Source organism: Escherichia sp. HH41S, assembly GCF_009820115.1.
Lineage (GTDB): Bacteria > Pseudomonadota > Gammaproteobacteria > Enterobacterales > Enterobacteriaceae > Escherichia > Escherichia coli_F.
The window spans coordinates 17,434-35,373 of record NZ_VNXE01000008.1 but is presented as its reverse complement, the minus strand read 5'-3'; the positions used below and the strand labels follow the sequence as shown (position 1 = coordinate 35,373).

Below are 17,940 nucleotides of genomic sequence, written 5' to 3'. Positions count from 1 at the left end.
CGGTCACAAAATTCTACGCGTCTTCCTGGGGAAGGATGATTTCAATTTGGCTGTCTTGTAAGCGTGATTTTAGCGCAGCGGGCGGCAGCTCGTCGGTAAAGAGCGCAGTGACCTGTGCCACGTTACCAATTTCAACCGCCGCCGAAGCATGATACTTAGTGTGATCGGCGACCAGCAGAATATTTCTCGCGTGCGCCATCATCGTTTTCACCACGTTAGCTTCGTTTACATCAAACTCCATCAACGCGCCATCGCTCTCAATCGCCCCAACGCTTGTTACCAGATAATCAGCCCGAAAATCGGCCACAAAGGAAGCCGCTGAAGGGCCAATGATCCCGCTATTATGAGAGCGCAACGTACCGCCGGGCACCATCACTTCAAAGCGCGGGTTGTGGTACAGAATATGCGCCACACGCAGGCTGTTCGTGATTATCCGCAAATGATTATGGTTAAGTAACGCCCGGGCGACATGTTCGACAGTCGTACCGATGGTGATAAATATTGTCGATCCATCAGGAATATAGTCTGCCACCGCTTCGGCAATCGCTTTTTTCTCTTCAGTTTGCGAAACCTCACGCTGTTCGAACGCCGTATTAACGACGCTGGAGGCCCGACCCGCGCCACCGTGATGGCGCGTGATCAGCCCTTGCTCGCTTAATTTACGAATATCCCGGCGGACCGTCTGCGTGGAAACATCCAGCAGATTTGCCAGCTCATCAATATTCATATACCCACGCTCGGCGATCAGCATGAGGAGTTGGTCGTGCCGCGGGTTACCGGTCAGTTCGGTAAGGCTCATGAAAATTCCTCGAAAAACCATCACCCTGGCATTTTATACAAAAAGTGACAAAAAAGATCGGGTTTGATCACAGTCAGGGATCCCGGCACGCCCACCGGGACGCGTGCATTTTAACGCCGCCACACCGCTGGCAAAGCGGACGGAATCCGCTAAATCTCCACCTGTTGCCAGCGCCACCGCCAATGCGCCGTGAAAAACATCGCCCGCACCAGTAGTATCTACCACATCAACTTTGAAAGCTGGCTGATGCTGTCGCCCGCCATTCTCCAGCCAGTCACAGCCTGCACTGCCCTGAGTAACATAGACATGTCCATTTGTGAGCGTTTGTGCCTGTTTTAGGGCACTCGCCATCTCTTTCACGCCCGTTAGCCGCGCCAGACCCGGTTCTGAAAAAGCGGCATGATCGCTTAACGCCACCAGCTCACTGATATCCTGCGGCGTAATATCACCGTCCAGCACGGTCATCACGCCCACCTGCCGGGCCAGGGTGAAGGCTTTTTTCGCGCCGTCGTGCCAGCGTACATCTGCCAGCACCACGTCCCACTGAGAGAAATCAATTTCCTCCAACCACTCTGCGTCAGGCAGCAGGTCCGGGCTGGGATAGTTAATGATGATTCGCTCGCCTTTGGCATCCACCATGATGGCGGATTGCGAAGATTTCGCCTGGTTATACCGTTTGGTGTAACGGGTGTTAACGCCCCAGGATTCCAGCTCTGCCAGCAGGCTGTTGCCCGTGTCGTCGTCACCGACGCGACCAATAAAATCGACCTGCGCACCCAGTCTGGCCGCCGCAACTGCTGCTGTAGCCGCTGGCCCGCCGCCAACTTCCGTATAATTTTTTGCCACGTATTTACCGCTCTCCGTCGGCAACCCTTCCACGTAATAGATGCGATCCATCACGGTAATTCCTACACAAGCAACACGAATCATGGTCATTCCTTAAGCATTTTGGGATGCGTTCATTTTAATTTCATCAATTGTTTAAAAAGTGACGGCTGTCAATTTTTTGACGATAAATTACAAATACGATCAAAAACAGACAAACAAGGCATGTCATAAATGACAAAAAGTGACATCACTGTATTCAGGAGAGGGTTATGGCAGCAATCGCGTTTATCGGTTTAGGACAAATGGGTTCGCCAATGGCGAGCAATTTATTGCAGCAAGGGCATCAACTTTGCGTCTTCGATGTGAATGCCGAAGCTGTACAGCATCTGGTAGACAAAGGGGCGACTCCCGCTGCTAACCCAGCGCAGGCCGCTAAAGGTGCCGAATTTATCATTACCATGTTGCCGAATGGCGATCTGGTGCGTCACGTGTTGTTCGGTGAAAACGGCATTTGTGAGAGCTTATCTTCCGATGCGCTGGTCATTGATATGTCGACCATCCACCCCCTGCAAACCGATAAATTGATTGCTGATATGCAGGTCAGAGGCTTCAGCATGATGGATGTTCCGGTTGGCCGTACTTCCGCAAATGCCATTACCGGTACTCTGCTCCTGTTGGCTGGCGGCACTGCTGAACAAGTTGAACGCGCCACGCCGATCCTGATGGCGATGGGCAGCGAGTTGATCAACGCGGGCGGTCCGGGCATGGGGATCCGCGTTAAGCTTATCAACAACTACATGAGCATAGCGCTCAATGCGTTGTCGGCAGAAGCCGCCGTTTTGTGCGAAGCCCTGAATCTTCCCTTCGATGTTGCCGTCAAGGTAATGAGCGGTACTGCCGCCGGTAAAGGCCACTTCACCACTTCCTGGCCGAACAAAGTCCTCAGTGGAGATCTCTCTCCCGCCTTCATGATCGATCTTGCCCATAAGGATCTTGGCATCGCCCTCGATGTCGCCAACCAGTTGCATGTGCCGATGCCGCTGGGGGCCGCCTCACGGGAGGTTTATAGCCAGGCGCGCGCAGCGGGTCGAGGTCGCCAGGACTGGTCCGCCATTCTGGAGCAGGTCCGTGTCAGTGCCGGGATGACTGCCAAAGTAAAAATGTAACGACTGGATAAAGGAATAAATGAATGAATAAGTACACCATCAACGACATTACGCGCGCATCGGGCGGTTTTGCCATGCTGGCGGTCGATCAGCGCGAAGCCATGCGCATGATGTTTGCCGCGGCTGGCGCCCCCGCTCCAGTAGCCGATAGCGTTTTAACTGATTTCAAAGTTAACGCCGCGAAGGCCCTTTCACCTTATGCATCGGCGATTCTGGTAGATCAACAATTCTGCTACCGCCAGGTGGTTGAGCAAAACGCGATTGCCAAAAGTTGCGCCATGATTGTCGCCGCCGATGAGTTCATCCCTGGCAACGGTATTCCGGTAGATAGCGTAGTCATTGACCGCAAAATCAACCCGCTACAAATCAAACAAGACGGCGGTAAAGCCTTAAAACTGCTGGTGCTGTGGCGTAGCGATGAAGATGCGCAGCAACGCCTGAATATGGTGAAAGAGTTCAACGAACTGTGCCATTCAAACGGTCTGGTGAGCATCATTGAGCCGGTTGTTCGCCCGCCGCGTCGTGGCGATAAATTCGATCGCGAACAAGCGATCATCGATGCCGCCAAAGAGCTGGGCGACAGTGGCGCTGACCTCTACAAAGTTGAAATGCCGCTTTACGGAAAAGGTCCGCAACAAGAGCTTCTCAGTGCTTCACAACGTCTGAATGACCATATCAATATGCCGTGGGTGATCCTCTCATCCGGCGTCGACGAAAAACTGTTCCCGCGTGCCGTACGCGTGGCAATGACAGCGGGTGCATCGGGCTTCCTGGCTGGTCGTGCCGTCTGGGCATCGGTTGTCGGTTTACCGGACAACGAGCTGATGCTGCGTGACGTTTGCGCACCGAAATTACAACAACTTGGCGATATCGTCGACGAAATGATGGCTAAACGCCGTTAAGATGAGGATACAAAAATGAAATGGTTTAACACCTTAAGTCACAACCGTTGGCTGGAACAGGAAACCGATCGCATCTTTGATTTTGGTAAAAATTCCGTAGTACCGACTGGCTTTGGCTGGTTAGGCAATAAAGGGCAAATCAAAGAAGAGATGGGCACCCATCTGTGGATCACCGCCCGTATGTTGCACGTGTATTCCGTTGCTGCGGCGATGGGTCGACCTGGCGCTTACTCGTTGGTTGATCATGGTATCAAAGCCATGAACGGCGCACTGCGCGATAAAAAATATGGCGGCTGGTATGCCTGTGTCAATGACGAGGGCGTGGTGGATGCCTCCAAACAGGGCTATCAACATTTCTTTGCCCTGCTGGGTGCCGCCAGTGCCGTCACAACGGGTCACCCGGAAGCGCGTAAGCTGCTCGATTACACCATTGAAATTATCGAGAAATACTTCTGGAGCGAAGAAGAGCAGATGTGCCTGGAATCCTGGGACGAAGCCTTCAGCAAAACCGAAGAGTACCGCGGCGGCAATGCCAATATGCACGCGGTGGAAGCTTTCTTGATTGTTTATGACGTAACGCATGACAAAAAATGGCTGGATCGCGCGATTCGCGTGGCTTCCGTCATTATCCACGACGTCGCCAGAAATAATCATTATCGCGTTAACGAGCACTTCGATACCCAGTGGAATCCGCTGCCGGATTACAACAAAGATAACCCGGCGCACCGCTTCCGCGCATTCGGAGGCACGCCGGGCCACTGGATCGAATGGGGCCGTTTAATGCTGCATATCCACGCTGCCCTGGAAGCCCGTTGCGAACAGCCTCCGGCCTGGTTGCTAGAAGATGCCAAAGGTCTGTTCAACGCCACCGTGCGCGATGCCTGGGCGCCCGATGGTGCCGACGGGATTGTTTATACCGTTGACTGGGAAGGCAAACCGGTGGTCCGCGAACGTGTGCGTTGGCCTATCGTCGAAGCGATGGGTACAGCTTATGCGCTCTACACCGTCACCGGCGATCGCCAGTACGAAACCTGGTATCAGACATGGTGGGACTACTGCATTAAGTACCTGATGGACTACGAAAACGGTTCCTGGTGGCAGGAGCTGGATGCGGACAACAAGGTCACCACCAAAGTCTGGGACGGTAAACAGGATATTTACCACCTGCTGCATTGCCTGGTGATCCCGCGTATCCCGTTAGCACCAGGCCTGGCACCGGCAGTTGCGGCGGGTCTGCTGGACGTGAATGCCAAATAACTGACTGAAAACCCTAACCCTCTCCCCAAAGGGGAGAGGGGACCGCCCGGCGCAGTTTTTTGGTTTGACATCAGCCTCATGGGAGGCTGTATGCCGTTTTTTAATTAAGGTGCCTCGTATGCAAATCACCAACATGCATTGCAGTGGACAAACCGTTTCACTTGCCGCGGGGGATTATCACGCGACTATCGTGACGGTTGGTGCTGGTCTGGCTGAATTAACTTTTCAGGGTTGTCATTTAGTCATCCCGCACAAACCCGAAGAGATGCCGCTGGCGCATCTGGGTAAAGTGCTTATTCCGTGGCCGAACCGGATCGCCAACGGCTGTTACCGCTATCAGGGACAGGAATATCAGTTACCCATTAATGAACATAGTTCAAAAGCCGCTATTCACGGGCTGCTTGCCTGGCGAGACTGGCAAATTAGCGAATTAACCGCCACCAGCGTTACCCTGACAGCTTTTCTACCGCCCAGTTACGGCTATCCGTTTATGCTGGCTTCGCAGGTTGTTTATTCGCTCAATGCTCGCACGGGCCTTTCCGTTGAGATCGCAAGCCAGAATATTGGTACTGTGACCGCACCTTATGGTGTGGGTATTCATCCTTATTTAACCTGCAACTTAACATCTGTTGATGACTATCTTTTCCAGCTTCCGGCAGAACAGGTTTATGCCGTCGATGAGCACGCAAATCCGACAACGCTTCACCACGTTGATGAGCTGAATTTAAATTTCACGCGGGCGACAAAAATAGCCGCGACAAAAATAGACCATACCTTTAAAACCGCTAATGATCTGTGGGAAATGACCATTACCCATCCACAGCAGGCGCTGTCGGTGAGTCTTTGTTCCGATCAACCCTGGGTGCAGGTTTATAGCGGCGAAAAATTACAGCGTCAGGGACTGGCAGTTGAACCTATGAGTTGCCCGCCTAACGCCTTTAATTCAGGTATCGACTTATTATTACTGGAACCAGGAAAAACGCACCGCCTGTTTTTTAATATTCACGGGCAGCACAATTAATTTTATTAAGAAAAGAACGAGATTATTGTTTAGGGTTGTATTTACACAACAGGAAATATTATGGACTTTTTTACGTTATTTTCGCCAGATGGGGCCATGCTGGAAACAAACGTGGTATGTATCGTTATCGCGTTGATGTTTCTTTATACCTTTGTGGGGATATGCGCGGGATTTGGTGGCGGTTTAACCACCATGCCACTCGTCACGTTAATGCTCCCCGTAAAAATGGCAACACCACTTTCGGTAATTGTCGGCACCGCAACCGCCTTGTACGCCACCTGGCTATCACGCAAAGAAACGGATTGGCGCTCGGCAATGGTGCTGATTATTTTCTCATTTTTGGGAATACCCGTCGGTTTATATGCGCTGTCATATTTACCCGACCATTTTATGAAAGTGGGCTTAGGTGGATTTCTTATCCTCTACTCCTTTTACAGCATGTTTATTCCTCGCTTGCCGATTTATGACCGTAACTGGATCGCCGCACCTATCGGCGCAGTAGCTGGCGCATTAGGCGCGGCGTTCTCAACCAACGGGCCGCCGATGGTTATCTACGGGATGCTGCGTAACTTAGGTCCGGCGGCATTTCGCGGCACTCTGAACGCTTTCTTCACCGCAAACAACATCGCGGTGATCGGCGGGCTGGCGACCAGCGGAATTTTGACTGTTTCTATCTTTAAACTGGTGCTGTTTTGTATTCCCACCATGATCCTCGGTTCACTGATTGGACAATATGTGCATAAACGCATTTCGGTCAAAGTGTTTCGTGTGATGGTCTTTTTATTGTTGATTGCCTCCGGTTCTATGTTGATAAAAGGTGCGTTGGGAATTCCCGCCGCTGCCGCACTTCTGCCTCCGTTTACCTTGTTAGTTATACTGCAACTGGCATTTGGTAAAAAAGTGGCGGCAATCCGCCGAGCTGAAGAAAGTAAATAATCACTTGCGCGGGTTTTAATTTATACCCGCACACATTCTTTGATTAATGAAACCTGTAATAACAGGATGGCATGAAATATTAATTTTATACTCTATGGAGATTATTTATGGATACGCCACGCCCACAGTTATTAGATTTTCAACTTCATCAGAATAACGACTGTCTTACCCTACGTTTTCAGGGCCGTCTTATTTTAACCCATAGTAAAGATAATCCTTGTTTATGGATTGGCTCAGGTATAGCGGATATCGATATGTTCCGCGGTAATTTCAGCATTAAAGATAAATTGGAGGAGAAGATTGCGCTCACCGACGCCATCGTCAGCCAGTCACCGGATGGCTGGTTAATCCATTTCAGCCGTGGTTCTGACATTAACGCCACGCTGCGTATCTCTGCCGACGATCAGGGCCGTTTATTGCTGGAACTACAAAACGACAACCATCACCACAACCGCATCTGGCTGCGTCTTGCCGCACAACCAGAGGACCATATCTACGGCTGCGGCGAACAATTCTCCTACTTTGATCTGCGCGGCAAACCGTTCCCGCTATGGACCAGTGAACAAGGCGTTGGTCGCAACAAACAAACCTATGTCACCTGGCAGGCCGACTGCAAAGAGAACGCGGGCGGCGACTATTACTGGACTTTCTTCCCGCAGCCTACTTTTGTCAGCACGCAGAAGTATTACTGCCATGTTGATAACAGTTGCTATATGAACTTCGACTTTAGTGCCCCGGAATACCATGAACTGGCGCTGTGGGAAGACAAAGCAACACTGCGTTTTGAATGTGCTGATACATACATCTCCCTGCTGGAAAAATTAACTGCCCTGCTGGGACGTCAGCCAGAACTGCCCGACTGGATTTATGACGGGGTAACGCTCGGCATTCAGGGTGGGACGGAAGTGTGTCAGAAGAAACTGGACACCATGCGTAACGCGGGTGTGAAGGTTAACGGCATCTGGGCGCAGGACTGGTCCGGGATCCGTATGACCTCTTTTGGCAAACGTGTGATGTGGAACTGGAAGTGGAACAGTGAAAACTACCCACAGTTAGATTCCCGCATCAAGCAATGGAAAGAAGAAGGCGTGCAGTTCCTCGCCTACATCAACCCGTATGTTGCCAGCGATAAGGACCTCTGCGCCGAGGCGGCTTCACACGGCTATCTGGCAAAAGATGCCTCTGGCGGTGACTATCTGGTGGAGTTTGGTGAGTTCTATGGCGGCGTTGTCGATTTGACCAATCCTGAAGCCTATTCCTGGTTCAAAGAAGTCATCAAGAAAAACATGATCGAATTGGGCTGCGGCGGCTGGATGGCAGATTTTGGCGAATATTTGCCGACCGATACGTATCTGCATAACGGCGTTAGCGCCGAAATTATGCATAACGCCTGGCCCGCACTGTGGGCGAAATGTAACTACGAAGCCCTTGAAGAAACGGGCAAGCTTGGCGAGATCCTTTTCTTTATGCGCGCCGGTTCTACCGGTAGCCAGAAATACTCCACCATGATGTGGGCGGGCGACCAGAACGTCGACTGGAGTCTGGACGATGGCCTGGCGTCGGTTGTTCCGGCGGCGCTCTCGCTGGCGATGACCGGGCATGGCCTGCATCACAGTGACATTGGCGGTTACACCACCCTGTTTGAGATGAAGCGCAGCAAAGAGCTGCTGCTGCGCTGGTGCGATTTCAGCGCCTTCACGCCGATGATGCGCACCCACGAAGGTAACCGTCCTGGCGACAACTGGCAGTTTGACGGCGACGCGGAAACCATCGCCCATTTTGCCCGTATGACCACCGTCTTCACCACCCTGAAACCTTACCTCAAAGACGCCGTCGCACAGAACGCGAAGTCCGGCCTGCCGGTTATGCGCCCGCTGTTCCTGCACTACGAAGACGATGCACACACCTACACCCTGAAATATCAGTACCTGTTAGGCCGCGACATTCTGGTCGCTCCGGTGCATGAACAAGGCCGTAGCGACTGGACGCTCTATCTGCCGGAGGATAACTGGGTCCACGCCTGGACAGGTGAAGCGTTCCGGGGCGGGGAAGTTACCGTTAATGCGCCCATCGGTAAACCGCCGGTCTTTTATCGCGCCGATAGCAAATGGGCGGCACTGTTCGCGTCGTTAAAAAGCATCTAATCACGTCCGCCCGTGGGGAAACTCACGGGCACAGGGAGAACAACGATGAGTCACATCACAACGGAAGATCCGGCTACTTTACGCCTGCCCTTTAAAGAGAAACTCTCTTACGGTATCGGCGATCTGGCCTCTAACATCCTGCTGGATATCGGCACGCTTTATCTTTTGAAGTTTTATACCGACGTTCTGGGGCTGCCCGGCACCTATGGCGGTATTATCTTTTTGATCTCGAAATTCTTTACTGCCTTTACCGACATGGGTACCGGCATCATGCTCGATTCCCGACGCAAGATCGGTCCAAAAGGTAAGTTCCGTCCTTTTATTCTGTATGCGTCATTCCCGGTCACCTTACTGGCGATCGCCAACTTTGTCGGCACACCGTTTGATGTCACCGGTAAAACGGTGATGGCCACTATCCTGTTTATGCTCTACGGGCTGTTTTTCAGCATGATGAACTGCTCTTATGGCGCAATGGTCCCCGCTATTACCAAAAACCCCAACGAACGCGCATCACTGGCGGCATGGCGTCAGGGTGGCGCTACATTGGGCCTGCTGCTTTGTACGGTGGGATTCGTGCCGGTTATGAATCTTATCGAGGGTAATCAGCAAATTGGCTATATCTTCGCCGCCACGCTGTTTTCACTGTTCGGCCTGCTGTTTATGTGGATCTGCTATTCGGGCGTGAAAGAGCGTTATGTCGAAACGCAACCTGCAAATCCGGCGCAAAAGCCAGGCTTGTTGCAATCTTTCCGTGCGATTGCCGGTAACCGCCCGCTGTTCATTTTGTGCATTGCTAACCTCTGTACCTTAGGGGCATTTAACGTCAAGCTCGCCATTCAGGTCTATTACACCCAGTACGTGCTTAACGATCCCATCCTGTTGTCATATATGGGATTTTTCAGCATGGGCTGTATTTTCATCGGCGTGTTCCTGATGCCTGGTGCAGTCAGACGTTTTGGTAAGAAGAAAGTCTATATCGGCGGTCTGCTGATCTGGGTGCTGGGCGATCTGCTCAACTATTTCTTCGGCGGCGGCTCGGTCAGCTTTGTGGCGTTCTCCTGCCTGGCGTTCTTCGGCTCAGCGTTTGTTAACAGCCTGAACTGGGCGCTGGTTTCTGACACCGTCGAGTACGGCGAGTGGCGCACCGGCGTTCGTTCGGAAGGTACGGTCTACACCGGCTTCACCTTCTTTCGCAAAGTATCTCAGGCGCTGGCAGGTTTCTTCCCAGGCTGGATGCTGACGCAAATCGGCTATGTGCCAAACGTGGCGCAGGCTGACCATACCATCGAAGGTTTACGCCAGCTGATCTTCATCTACCCAAGCGCACTGGCGGTAGTCACCATTGTGGCGATGGGTTGCTTCTACAGTCTGAACGAGAAAATGTACGTCCGCATTGTTGAAGAAATAGAAGCCCGTAAACGCACGGCATAAATAATAAACAACGCCCTGCGGGGCGTTATAAGGAGTGATTATGTCTGACCATAATCCACTGACATTAAAACTGAATCTGCGGGAAAAAATCGCTTATGGCATGGGCGACGTCGGTTCGAATTTAATGCTTAGCATCGGCACTCTGTATCTCCTCAAATTTTATACCGATGAATTAGGGATGCCTGCTTACTATGGCGGGATTATCTTTCTGGTGGCGAAATTCTTTACCGCGTTTACCGATATGCTCACCGGATTTTTACTCGACTCGCGGAAAAATATTGGGCCTAAAGGCAAATTTCGTCCCTTTATTTTATATGCAGCGGTTCCGGCGGCGTTAATTGCAACGCTCCAGTTTATCGCCACCACCTTTAGTTTGCCGGTTAAAACGACGATTGCCACCGCGCTGTTTATGATGTTTGGACTTTCATACAGTCTGATGAACTGCTCGTATGGCGCGATGATCCCGGCCATTACCAAAAACCCCAATGAGCGCGCGCAGCTTGCGGCTTACCGCCAGGGTGGTGCAACCATAGGGCTATTGATTTGTACCGTAGCATTTATTCCATTGCAGTCGCTTTTTTCTGACTCCACTGTCGGTTATGCCTGCGCGGCACTGATGTTCTCCATTGGTGGCTTTATTTTTATGATGCTGTGCTACAGAGGCGTCAAAGAGCATTATGTGGACACGACGCCAACCGGACATAAAGCCAGTATTCTCAAATCTTTTTGCGCGATATTTCGTAATCCGCCATTGCTGGTTTTATGCATTGCTAACCTGTGTACCCTGGCGGCATTTAATATCAAACTGGCAATTCAGGTCTATTACACCCAGTATGTGCTGAATGATATTAATTTATTGTCGTGGATGGGATTCTTCAGTATGGGATGCATCCTCATCGGCGTATTGCTGGTGCCATTAACTGTAAAATGTTTTGGTAAAAAACAGGTTTATTTAGCTGGCATGGTGCTGTGGGCGGTGGGGGATATCCTGAATTATTGCTGGGGCAGTAATTCGTTCACCTTCGTCATGTTCTCTTGTGTCGCCTTTTTTGGCACGGCCTTTGTGAACAGCCTGAACTGGGCACTGGTACCGGATACCGTAGATTATGGTGAATGGAAAACAGGTATACGTGCCGAAGGTTCTGTTTATACCGGTTATACCTTCTTTCGTAAAATTTCAGCCGCACTTGCTGGCTTCTTGCCAGGCATTATGCTGACGCAAATCGGTTATGTTCCCAACATCGCGCAAAGCGATGCGACATTACAGGGTTTGCGTCAGCTCATTTTTATCTGGCCTTGTGCACTGGCAATTATTGCTGCATTGACGATGGGATTCTTTTACACACTCAATGAAAAACGGTTTGCATTGATTATTGAGGAAATCAACCAACGCAAAAATAAAGAGATGGCGACAGAAGAAAAAACGGCTTCCTTAACGTTATAAATGTCAATAGCCGCTATTTCCATCCTGGTGGGTGGCGGCCTCCCTACGTTTAAAAATGGACTTATTATGAAAAAGATTAATGCAATAATTCTATTATCCTCTCTGACCTCTGCCTCGGTATTTGCTGGCGCATACGTCGAAAACAGGGAGGCATATAATCTCGCCTCCGATCAGGCAGAAATTATGCTACGTGTAGGTTATAACTTCGATATGGGTGCGGGTATCATGTTAACCAATACCTATAATTTTCAGAGAGAAGATGAGCTTAAACATGGCTACAATGAAATTGAAGGTTGGTATCCTTTATTCAAACCAACCGATAAATTAACCATCCAACCCGGTGGCTTAATTAATGATAAAAGCACCGGTTCCGGTGGTGCAGTATATCTGGACGTCAACTATAAATTTGTACCATGGTTTAATCTGACAGTGCGAAATCGCTATAACCATAATAACTACAGTTCAACAGATTTGAACGGGGAGCTGGATAATAATGACACCTATGAAATTGGTACCTACTGGAATTTCAAAATCACCGATAAATTCTCCTATACATTTGAGCCACATTATTTCATACGCATAAATGACTTCAATAGCAGCAATGGAAAAGATCATCACTGGGAAATCACTAATACCTTCCGTTACCGTATTAACGAAAACTGGCTCCCTTATTTCGAATTACGCTGGTTAGATCGTAATGTCGAACCATACCACCGCGAGCAAAACCAGATTCGTATCGGGACGAAGTATTTCTTCTGATGTGAAACTGCCGGATGCGGCGTAAACGCCTTATCCGGCCTACGGTTGATACGGTTTTCGTTGGCCGGATTAAGCACATCCGGCCACTAATTAAGCTTCAGCCGCCAGCATCTCTTTCTTACGTTGGCTAATACGCTTAACCAGCATTACGGAAACCACCGCACCACAGAATGCGAAGCAGGCCATAATGCCAAACACGATTTTGTAGCCAATAATCCCCGGATTTAAATCCAGAATGTAACCATACAGACTGAAGCAGAACATCGCCGGGGCGTAACCGATAAAGCTACCCAACGCCATCGCCGCGCCTGTTTTATTTTCAGCAATTTTTGCTTCGCCGATAGGTGCAAAAAATACGGCTCGCTGTGTAAAGACTATCGCGCCAAAGCCTAATGTACAGGCCATCCCTAAATAGACCGGCATACTTTCGTGCGGCAGCATAATCAACAGTACGAGCGCAGCGGTACTGATGATAAAGGTGTAGCATAGATATTTACTCGGCGATTTCAGGATCTTATCTGAAATCATGCCACCAATCGGTCCACCGATCATTTTCAGACAGTATTGGTTAATGATGCCGTAAGCACCCACCAGCGCAACGGGCAGCAGATAGATGTTTTTCAGGAATGGAATGAAGAATGTCAGGCCACAGTAAACCGCGTAAACGAAGAAGACGTTGAAAGCGATAAGCCAGATGGTTTTATCTCTCAGCACCGAAGTCATACTGGTGTTTTGCGATGCTTCGTCTTCTTTTTTCACCTCCACGGACGGTGCCTCTTCTTTGTCATTGAGTACAAAGAAAATGATAACGCCCACGGCAATCACAATAAGGGAATAGAACCAGATACCCGCTTTAAAGCCCAACAAGCCACTGCCAAACCAGGTAAATACTGCCAACGCAGAAAATGCCACCACAGTATCGACAATTCCACGCCCTGTTTCGAAGAAGCCAAACAAACGACCTTGTTGTTCGCTATTGCCCAGTCGACTTACCGACTTGAGCAAGACAGGCCAGTTCATCATGTCGCAGGTAACGCCAAATAGCGCCCAGACAAAGAGGATGCCCCAATACCCCGGCATTGTCGTCAAATAAACACCCAGTAATCCTGTCGCAATGAGTGAGAATGACATGGTGTATCTGCGCGGTAGTTTATCGGCAAAATAAATAGACAGAAAAAAGCCCACTGTGGTGACAAATGAGTTTACCGACATAGCATTACCAATTTGACCATTGGTCAAATGGAAATATTCCTGCATCGGGATATAAAACGCATCTTTCAACGACGGTAATTTATAAATTGTACCGCCACACAGTGTTAATAGACTAAATAACGCCCATTTCTTTTTCGTGAGCATAACATCCCCTAAGCGATTTTGAAAATCACTGTTCTAAAGGCAATAAGATACCGGCCATTCTTATGGAATGGTTTTTATTAACAGCGGATGAGTTAAAGCTTATTAGTGGTTCAGAAGATGGCTTGCCTCTTGTTTGATTTGTTGTAGTACGTTACGCACATGATTTATCTGATTAATTGCATCTTCTTTTTCTTTACGTAACCGCGCATCCAGTAAATGATTTTCTGGCAGTGGTGTTTCACTCATCTGGCGATAAGGGATCCACGGATTATCATCTTCGTCTTCAAAGCGGAACGCCGGAGCATAATAATCAACCTCTTCTTCCAGGCCATACGCTGTCACCTGTGGCTCATCATCACCCAAGCAGATAAGGTGCGTTAATAATTCTTTAAATGGCATATCTCCCTGACCTGAAATACAGGCTTTATGGCCCAGGCCACCTTGTTCTTTAACAATCAAGGCATCTTTGATATGGACCTGGGTAATATGTGGTGCCATCGTTTTTAAAGCGTCTATGGGATGTTCATTTGCATTGATCATGTTCGCAAAATCAAACAGTAAGGAAAGAGACTCCATCTCACTCCCTCTGACCAGCGACACCAGTTCATGGCTTTTTAAATCTTCATGCTGTTCGATCGTAAAGGTCAGGCCGCTGTCCTGATACGCTTCCCGCACATAGGCAATGTCGTTAGCGATGATCGATAATACGTCGCGCAAATTACCTTCATAACGCGGATAAAAACGCACTGACGATGCCCCTGTTTTCAACGCAATGGCAACGGCTTCGTCAATAGATGCCTTATCTGAGGCACTGGTTTCAATATGAATATCAAGGTTCAGATGGCGGGCTTTATCGCCAAAGGCAGAGAGTTCTTTATCTGCCATATTGCCCAAAGAAAAACGTTCGCCATCCAGAACATGAATTTTTACGCCTCGCAGATTATTTTCACTCGCAATATCAAGTAAATCAGCTGGCAATACTCTTTCCAGCCGCATATTTAAATGAAAAGCGTAGGCATGCAAATAAAGAGGAAGAGTATCGACACGTTGTAGAATCTTTCTTGCGTTATTTATTGTCACCATAAAACACCTACAGATTAATGATGAGATCCACGGCCTCAAATCGCCAATATTCAATATCTATCTGGACAATATTGCCTTGCTGGTCAGCGCGATGTTTTTCAATTAAGATCGCAGGCATGCCCGCTGAACCGCCAAGAAATTTACTGATATCACCCGGCATTCTTACGGGTTTGAAAACCAGTTTTTTTACTACCGTCTCTTTTTGGTAGCATTTTTCCCAGACTGAAGAAAATGAGTGGTTTTCAAGTTGCTCTATAAAACCTGGGGCAACTTCAGGATTAATATATGTTTCGTGATAGAAAACTTTATGTCCTTCCAGCGCCCCCCAGCCGGTAATGCGATAGAGTTCAGTTGATGGCGTCACTGCAACCAGTGGCGCGAGCGTCTCGGGAATGTCGCTGGTACGGCTTTTCTCAGTAAAACCCCAGGAAGGTTCCCGCCCTTGCTCAATTGCGGCCCGCTGAAAGCTCGCCGACAGCTCCGGACTGTAATTAAATCGCGGCTGAGTCACGAACCACCCTTTACGATCCTTACGGAAAATTTTGGATTCTGCCTCAAGGTTCAGCAACGCCTGGCGTAACGTCATACGTTTAATGCCCAGCAGCTCTCCCAACTCTCTTTCTGAAGGGAGTTTTCCACCCGGCGTGGTGATGCCATCTTTCAACCACCGATCCAGTTTCTCTTTTGCATTTTCTACGGTGGATTGATTCTCCGCCATTGTTTAATCCTTTTGGTTTAAACCAGATGAGGCATCTTACGCTTACGCCAAAAAAGAAAGCAATTAACAGCGTATGACTTTGCAGATAATTGTGACAAAGCTCTCTATTGACGTAACCACAAACTTATAAGGGAGATACTCGCACTGGTGAGAACTTACGACAGGCAAAAAAAAACCTGCCATCGCTGGCAGGTTTTTTATGACTAAAAAACGAAATTAATCGTCTTTCGGTGCGCGGTTGGCGCGACGACGATCGTTTTCCGTCAGGTGACGTTTACGAATACGGATAGAGGTCGGAGTCACTTCTACCAGTTCGTCATCATCGATGAACTCCAGAGCTTGTTCCAGAGTCATGCGGATAGGCGGAACCAGAACAACGGCTTCGTCAGTACCGGAAGCACGCATGTTGGTCAGTTTCTTACCGGTCAGACAGTTTACAGTCAGGTCGTTAGAACGGCTGTGAATACCGATAATCTGACCTTCGTAAACTTCGGCACCGTGACCGAGGAACAGCTTACCACGATCCTGCAGACCGAACAGCGCGAACGCTACCGCTTTACCCTGACCGTTAGAGATCAGTACGCCGTTCTGACGCTGACCCACTTCACCCGGACGTACGTCGTCATAGTGGCTGAAGGTGGAGTACAACAGACCCGTACCAGAGGTCATGGTCATGAACTCAGAACGGAAGCCAATCAGACCACGGCTTGGGATCACGTAGTCGAGACGTACGCGGCCTTTACCGTCTGGATTCATGTTTTTCAGGTCGCCTTTACGTTCGCCCAGCGCCTGCATTACAGAACCCTGATGCTGTTCTTCAACGTCCAGAGTCACGTTTTCATACGGCTCTTGTTTACGACCGTCGATTTCACGGAAGATAACTTTCGGACGGGATACCGCCAGTTCGAAACCTTCACGACGCATGTTTTCGATCAGAACAGACAGGTGCAGTTCGCCACGACCAGAAACGCGGAACGCATCGGCGTCTTCAGTTTCTTCTACGCGCAGCGCAACGTTGTGTACCAGTTCTTTGTTCAGACGATCCAGAATCTGACGAGACGTTACGAACTTACCTTCTTTACCGCAGAACGGTGAGGTGTTAACGCAGAAGAACATAGAAACGGTCGGCTCATCAACGGAGAGTGCCGGCAGCGCTTCAACGTTTTGCGTGTCGCAAACGGTGTCAGAAATGTTCAGTTCGCCCAGGCCCGTGATCGCCACGATATCGCCAGCTTCCGCCAGATCGGTTTCGATACGTTCCAGACCGAGGTGGCCCAGCACTTTACCGACTTTCGCGTTGCGGGTTTTGCCTTCGCTATCGATGATAGTAACTTGCTGGTTCGGCTTCACTTTACCGCGCTTGATGCGGCCAATGCCGATAACGCCAACATAGCTGTTGTAATCGAGCTGAGAAATCTGCATCTGGAACGGACCGTCAAGGTCAACGTCCGGCGCAGGAACGTGGTCAACAATTGCCTGATACAGCGGGGTCATGTCTTCCGCCATATCTTCGTGGTCCAGACCGGCGATACCGTTCAGCGCAGAAGCGTAAACGATCGGGAAGTCCAGTTGCTCGTCGGTCGCGTCGAGGTTAACGAACAGATCGAATACCTGATCCACAACCCAATCAGGACGCGCGCCAGGGCGGTCAACTTTGTTGATAACAACAATCGGCTTCAGGCCGTAAGCAAACGCTTTTTTGGTTACGAAGCGCGTTTGCGGCATCGGGCCGTCAAATGCGTCAACCACCAGCAGCACTGAGTCTACCATGGACATTACACGTTCAACTTCACCACCGAAGTCGGCGTGCCCCGGGGTATCAACGATGTTGATACGGTAATCATTCCATTTGATAGCGGTGTTTTTCGCGAGGATGGTAATCCCACGCTCTTTCTCCAAATCGTTGGAGTCCATCACGCGCTCTTGGGTTTCGGCACGAGAGTCGAACGTACCGGATTGTTGGAGCAGCTTGTCTACCAGGGTGGTTTTACCATGGTCTACGTGCGCGATGATGGCGATATTACGCAATTTTTCGATCACAACTTTGCCTCAGGCATTAGAAATAGCGCGTTATTGTACACGGATTAATCGCACTA

Annotated in this window: 15 protein-coding genes; 9 read left to right on the top strand and 6 right to left on the bottom strand. The window is 49.7% G+C overall.

The features are described 5' to 3' along the window. Positions 1–13: 13 nt before the first annotated feature. Complete coding sequence (locus FQZ95_RS02165; RefSeq protein ID WP_000059678.1) at positions 14–799, bottom strand: DeoR/GlpR family DNA-binding transcription regulator; 786 nt, start codon at positions 797–799, stop codon at positions 14–16. A gap of 33 nt (positions 800–832) precedes the next feature. Beyond that, positions 833–1,729, bottom strand: a complete 897-nt coding sequence (gene yihV, locus FQZ95_RS02160; protein WP_088542136.1) for a sulfofructose kinase — start codon at positions 1,727–1,729, stop codon at positions 833–835. 167 nt (positions 1,730–1,896) lie between these two features. On the opposite strand from yihV, the gene yihU reads away from it, so the two are divergent. The 9 genes from yihU (at position 1,897) to ompL (ending at position 12,687) form a co-directional block, all read left to right on the top strand. Next, positions 1,897–2,793: a sulfolactaldehyde 3-reductase gene (yihU, locus tag FQZ95_RS02155; RefSeq protein ID WP_160529834.1), complete on the top strand. Its 897-nt coding sequence runs from the start codon at positions 1,897–1,899 to the stop codon at positions 2,791–2,793. A gap of 23 nt (positions 2,794–2,816) precedes the next feature. After that, positions 2,817–3,695, top strand: a complete 879-nt coding sequence (gene yihT / locus FQZ95_RS02150; RefSeq protein WP_042002952.1) for a sulfofructosephosphate aldolase — start codon at positions 2,817–2,819, stop codon at positions 3,693–3,695. 15 nt (positions 3,696–3,710) lie between these two features. After that, positions 3,711–4,952, top strand: coding sequence for a sulfoquinovose isomerase (gene yihS, locus FQZ95_RS02145; RefSeq protein ID WP_000870914.1), 1,242 nt, complete (start codon positions 3,711–3,713; stop codon positions 4,950–4,952). Positions 4,953–5,070: 118 nt separating this feature from the next. After that, positions 5,071–5,973, top strand: coding sequence for an aldose-1-epimerase (locus tag FQZ95_RS02140; RefSeq protein WP_123059743.1), 903 nt, complete (start codon positions 5,071–5,073; stop codon positions 5,971–5,973). Between the two features lie 60 nt (positions 5,974–6,033). Beyond that, complete coding sequence (locus FQZ95_RS02135; protein ID WP_000345431.1) at positions 6,034–6,909, top strand: sulfite exporter TauE/SafE family protein; 876 nt, start codon at positions 6,034–6,036, stop codon at positions 6,907–6,909. A 107-nt stretch (positions 6,910–7,016) separates the two neighbouring features. Next, entirely contained in the window at positions 7,017–9,053 is a 2,037-nt protein-coding gene (gene yihQ / locus FQZ95_RS02130) for a sulfoquinovosidase (RefSeq protein WP_160529833.1), read from the top strand. A 45-nt stretch (positions 9,054–9,098) separates the two neighbouring features. Beyond that, a complete protein-coding gene (locus FQZ95_RS02125; RefSeq protein ID WP_001586503.1) occupies positions 9,099–10,484 on the top strand; it encodes an MFS transporter in 1,386 nt (461 codons plus the stop codon). 40 nt (positions 10,485–10,524) lie between these two features. Then, positions 10,525–11,928 carry an MFS transporter gene (locus FQZ95_RS02120; protein ID WP_160529832.1) on the top strand — a complete coding sequence of 468 codons (1,404 nt, stop codon included), beginning with the start codon at positions 10,525–10,527 and terminating at the stop codon, positions 11,926–11,928. A gap of 66 nt (positions 11,929–11,994) precedes the next feature. Further along, entirely contained in the window at positions 11,995–12,687 is a 693-nt protein-coding gene (gene ompL / locus FQZ95_RS02115) for a porin OmpL (protein WP_160529831.1), read from the top strand. A 90-nt stretch (positions 12,688–12,777) separates the two neighbouring features. On the opposite strand, the gene FQZ95_RS02110 is transcribed toward ompL, so the two are convergent. The 4 genes from FQZ95_RS02110 to typA all read right to left on the bottom strand — a co-directional run bounded on the left by FQZ95_RS02110 (position 12,778) and on the right by typA (position 17,884). Beyond that, positions 12,778–14,043, bottom strand: a complete 1,266-nt coding sequence (locus tag FQZ95_RS02110) for an MFS transporter (RefSeq protein ID WP_000956330.1) — start codon at positions 14,041–14,043, stop codon at positions 12,778–12,780. Between the two features lie 102 nt (positions 14,044–14,145). Then, positions 14,146–15,126, bottom strand: coding sequence for a sugar phosphate isomerase/epimerase family protein (locus FQZ95_RS02105; RefSeq protein WP_160529830.1), 981 nt, complete (start codon positions 15,124–15,126; stop codon positions 14,146–14,148). A gap of 7 nt (positions 15,127–15,133) precedes the next feature. After that, positions 15,134–15,844 (bottom strand): GntR family transcriptional regulator, encoded by a 711-nt coding sequence (locus tag FQZ95_RS02100; protein ID WP_000829805.1) that lies wholly within the window; start codon positions 15,842–15,844, stop codon positions 15,134–15,136. Between the two features lie 216 nt (positions 15,845–16,060). Beyond that, positions 16,061–17,884, bottom strand: a complete 1,824-nt coding sequence (gene typA / locus FQZ95_RS02095) for a ribosome-dependent GTPase TypA (protein ID WP_000570668.1) — start codon at positions 17,882–17,884, stop codon at positions 16,061–16,063. Positions 17,885–17,940: the final 56 nt, after the last annotated feature.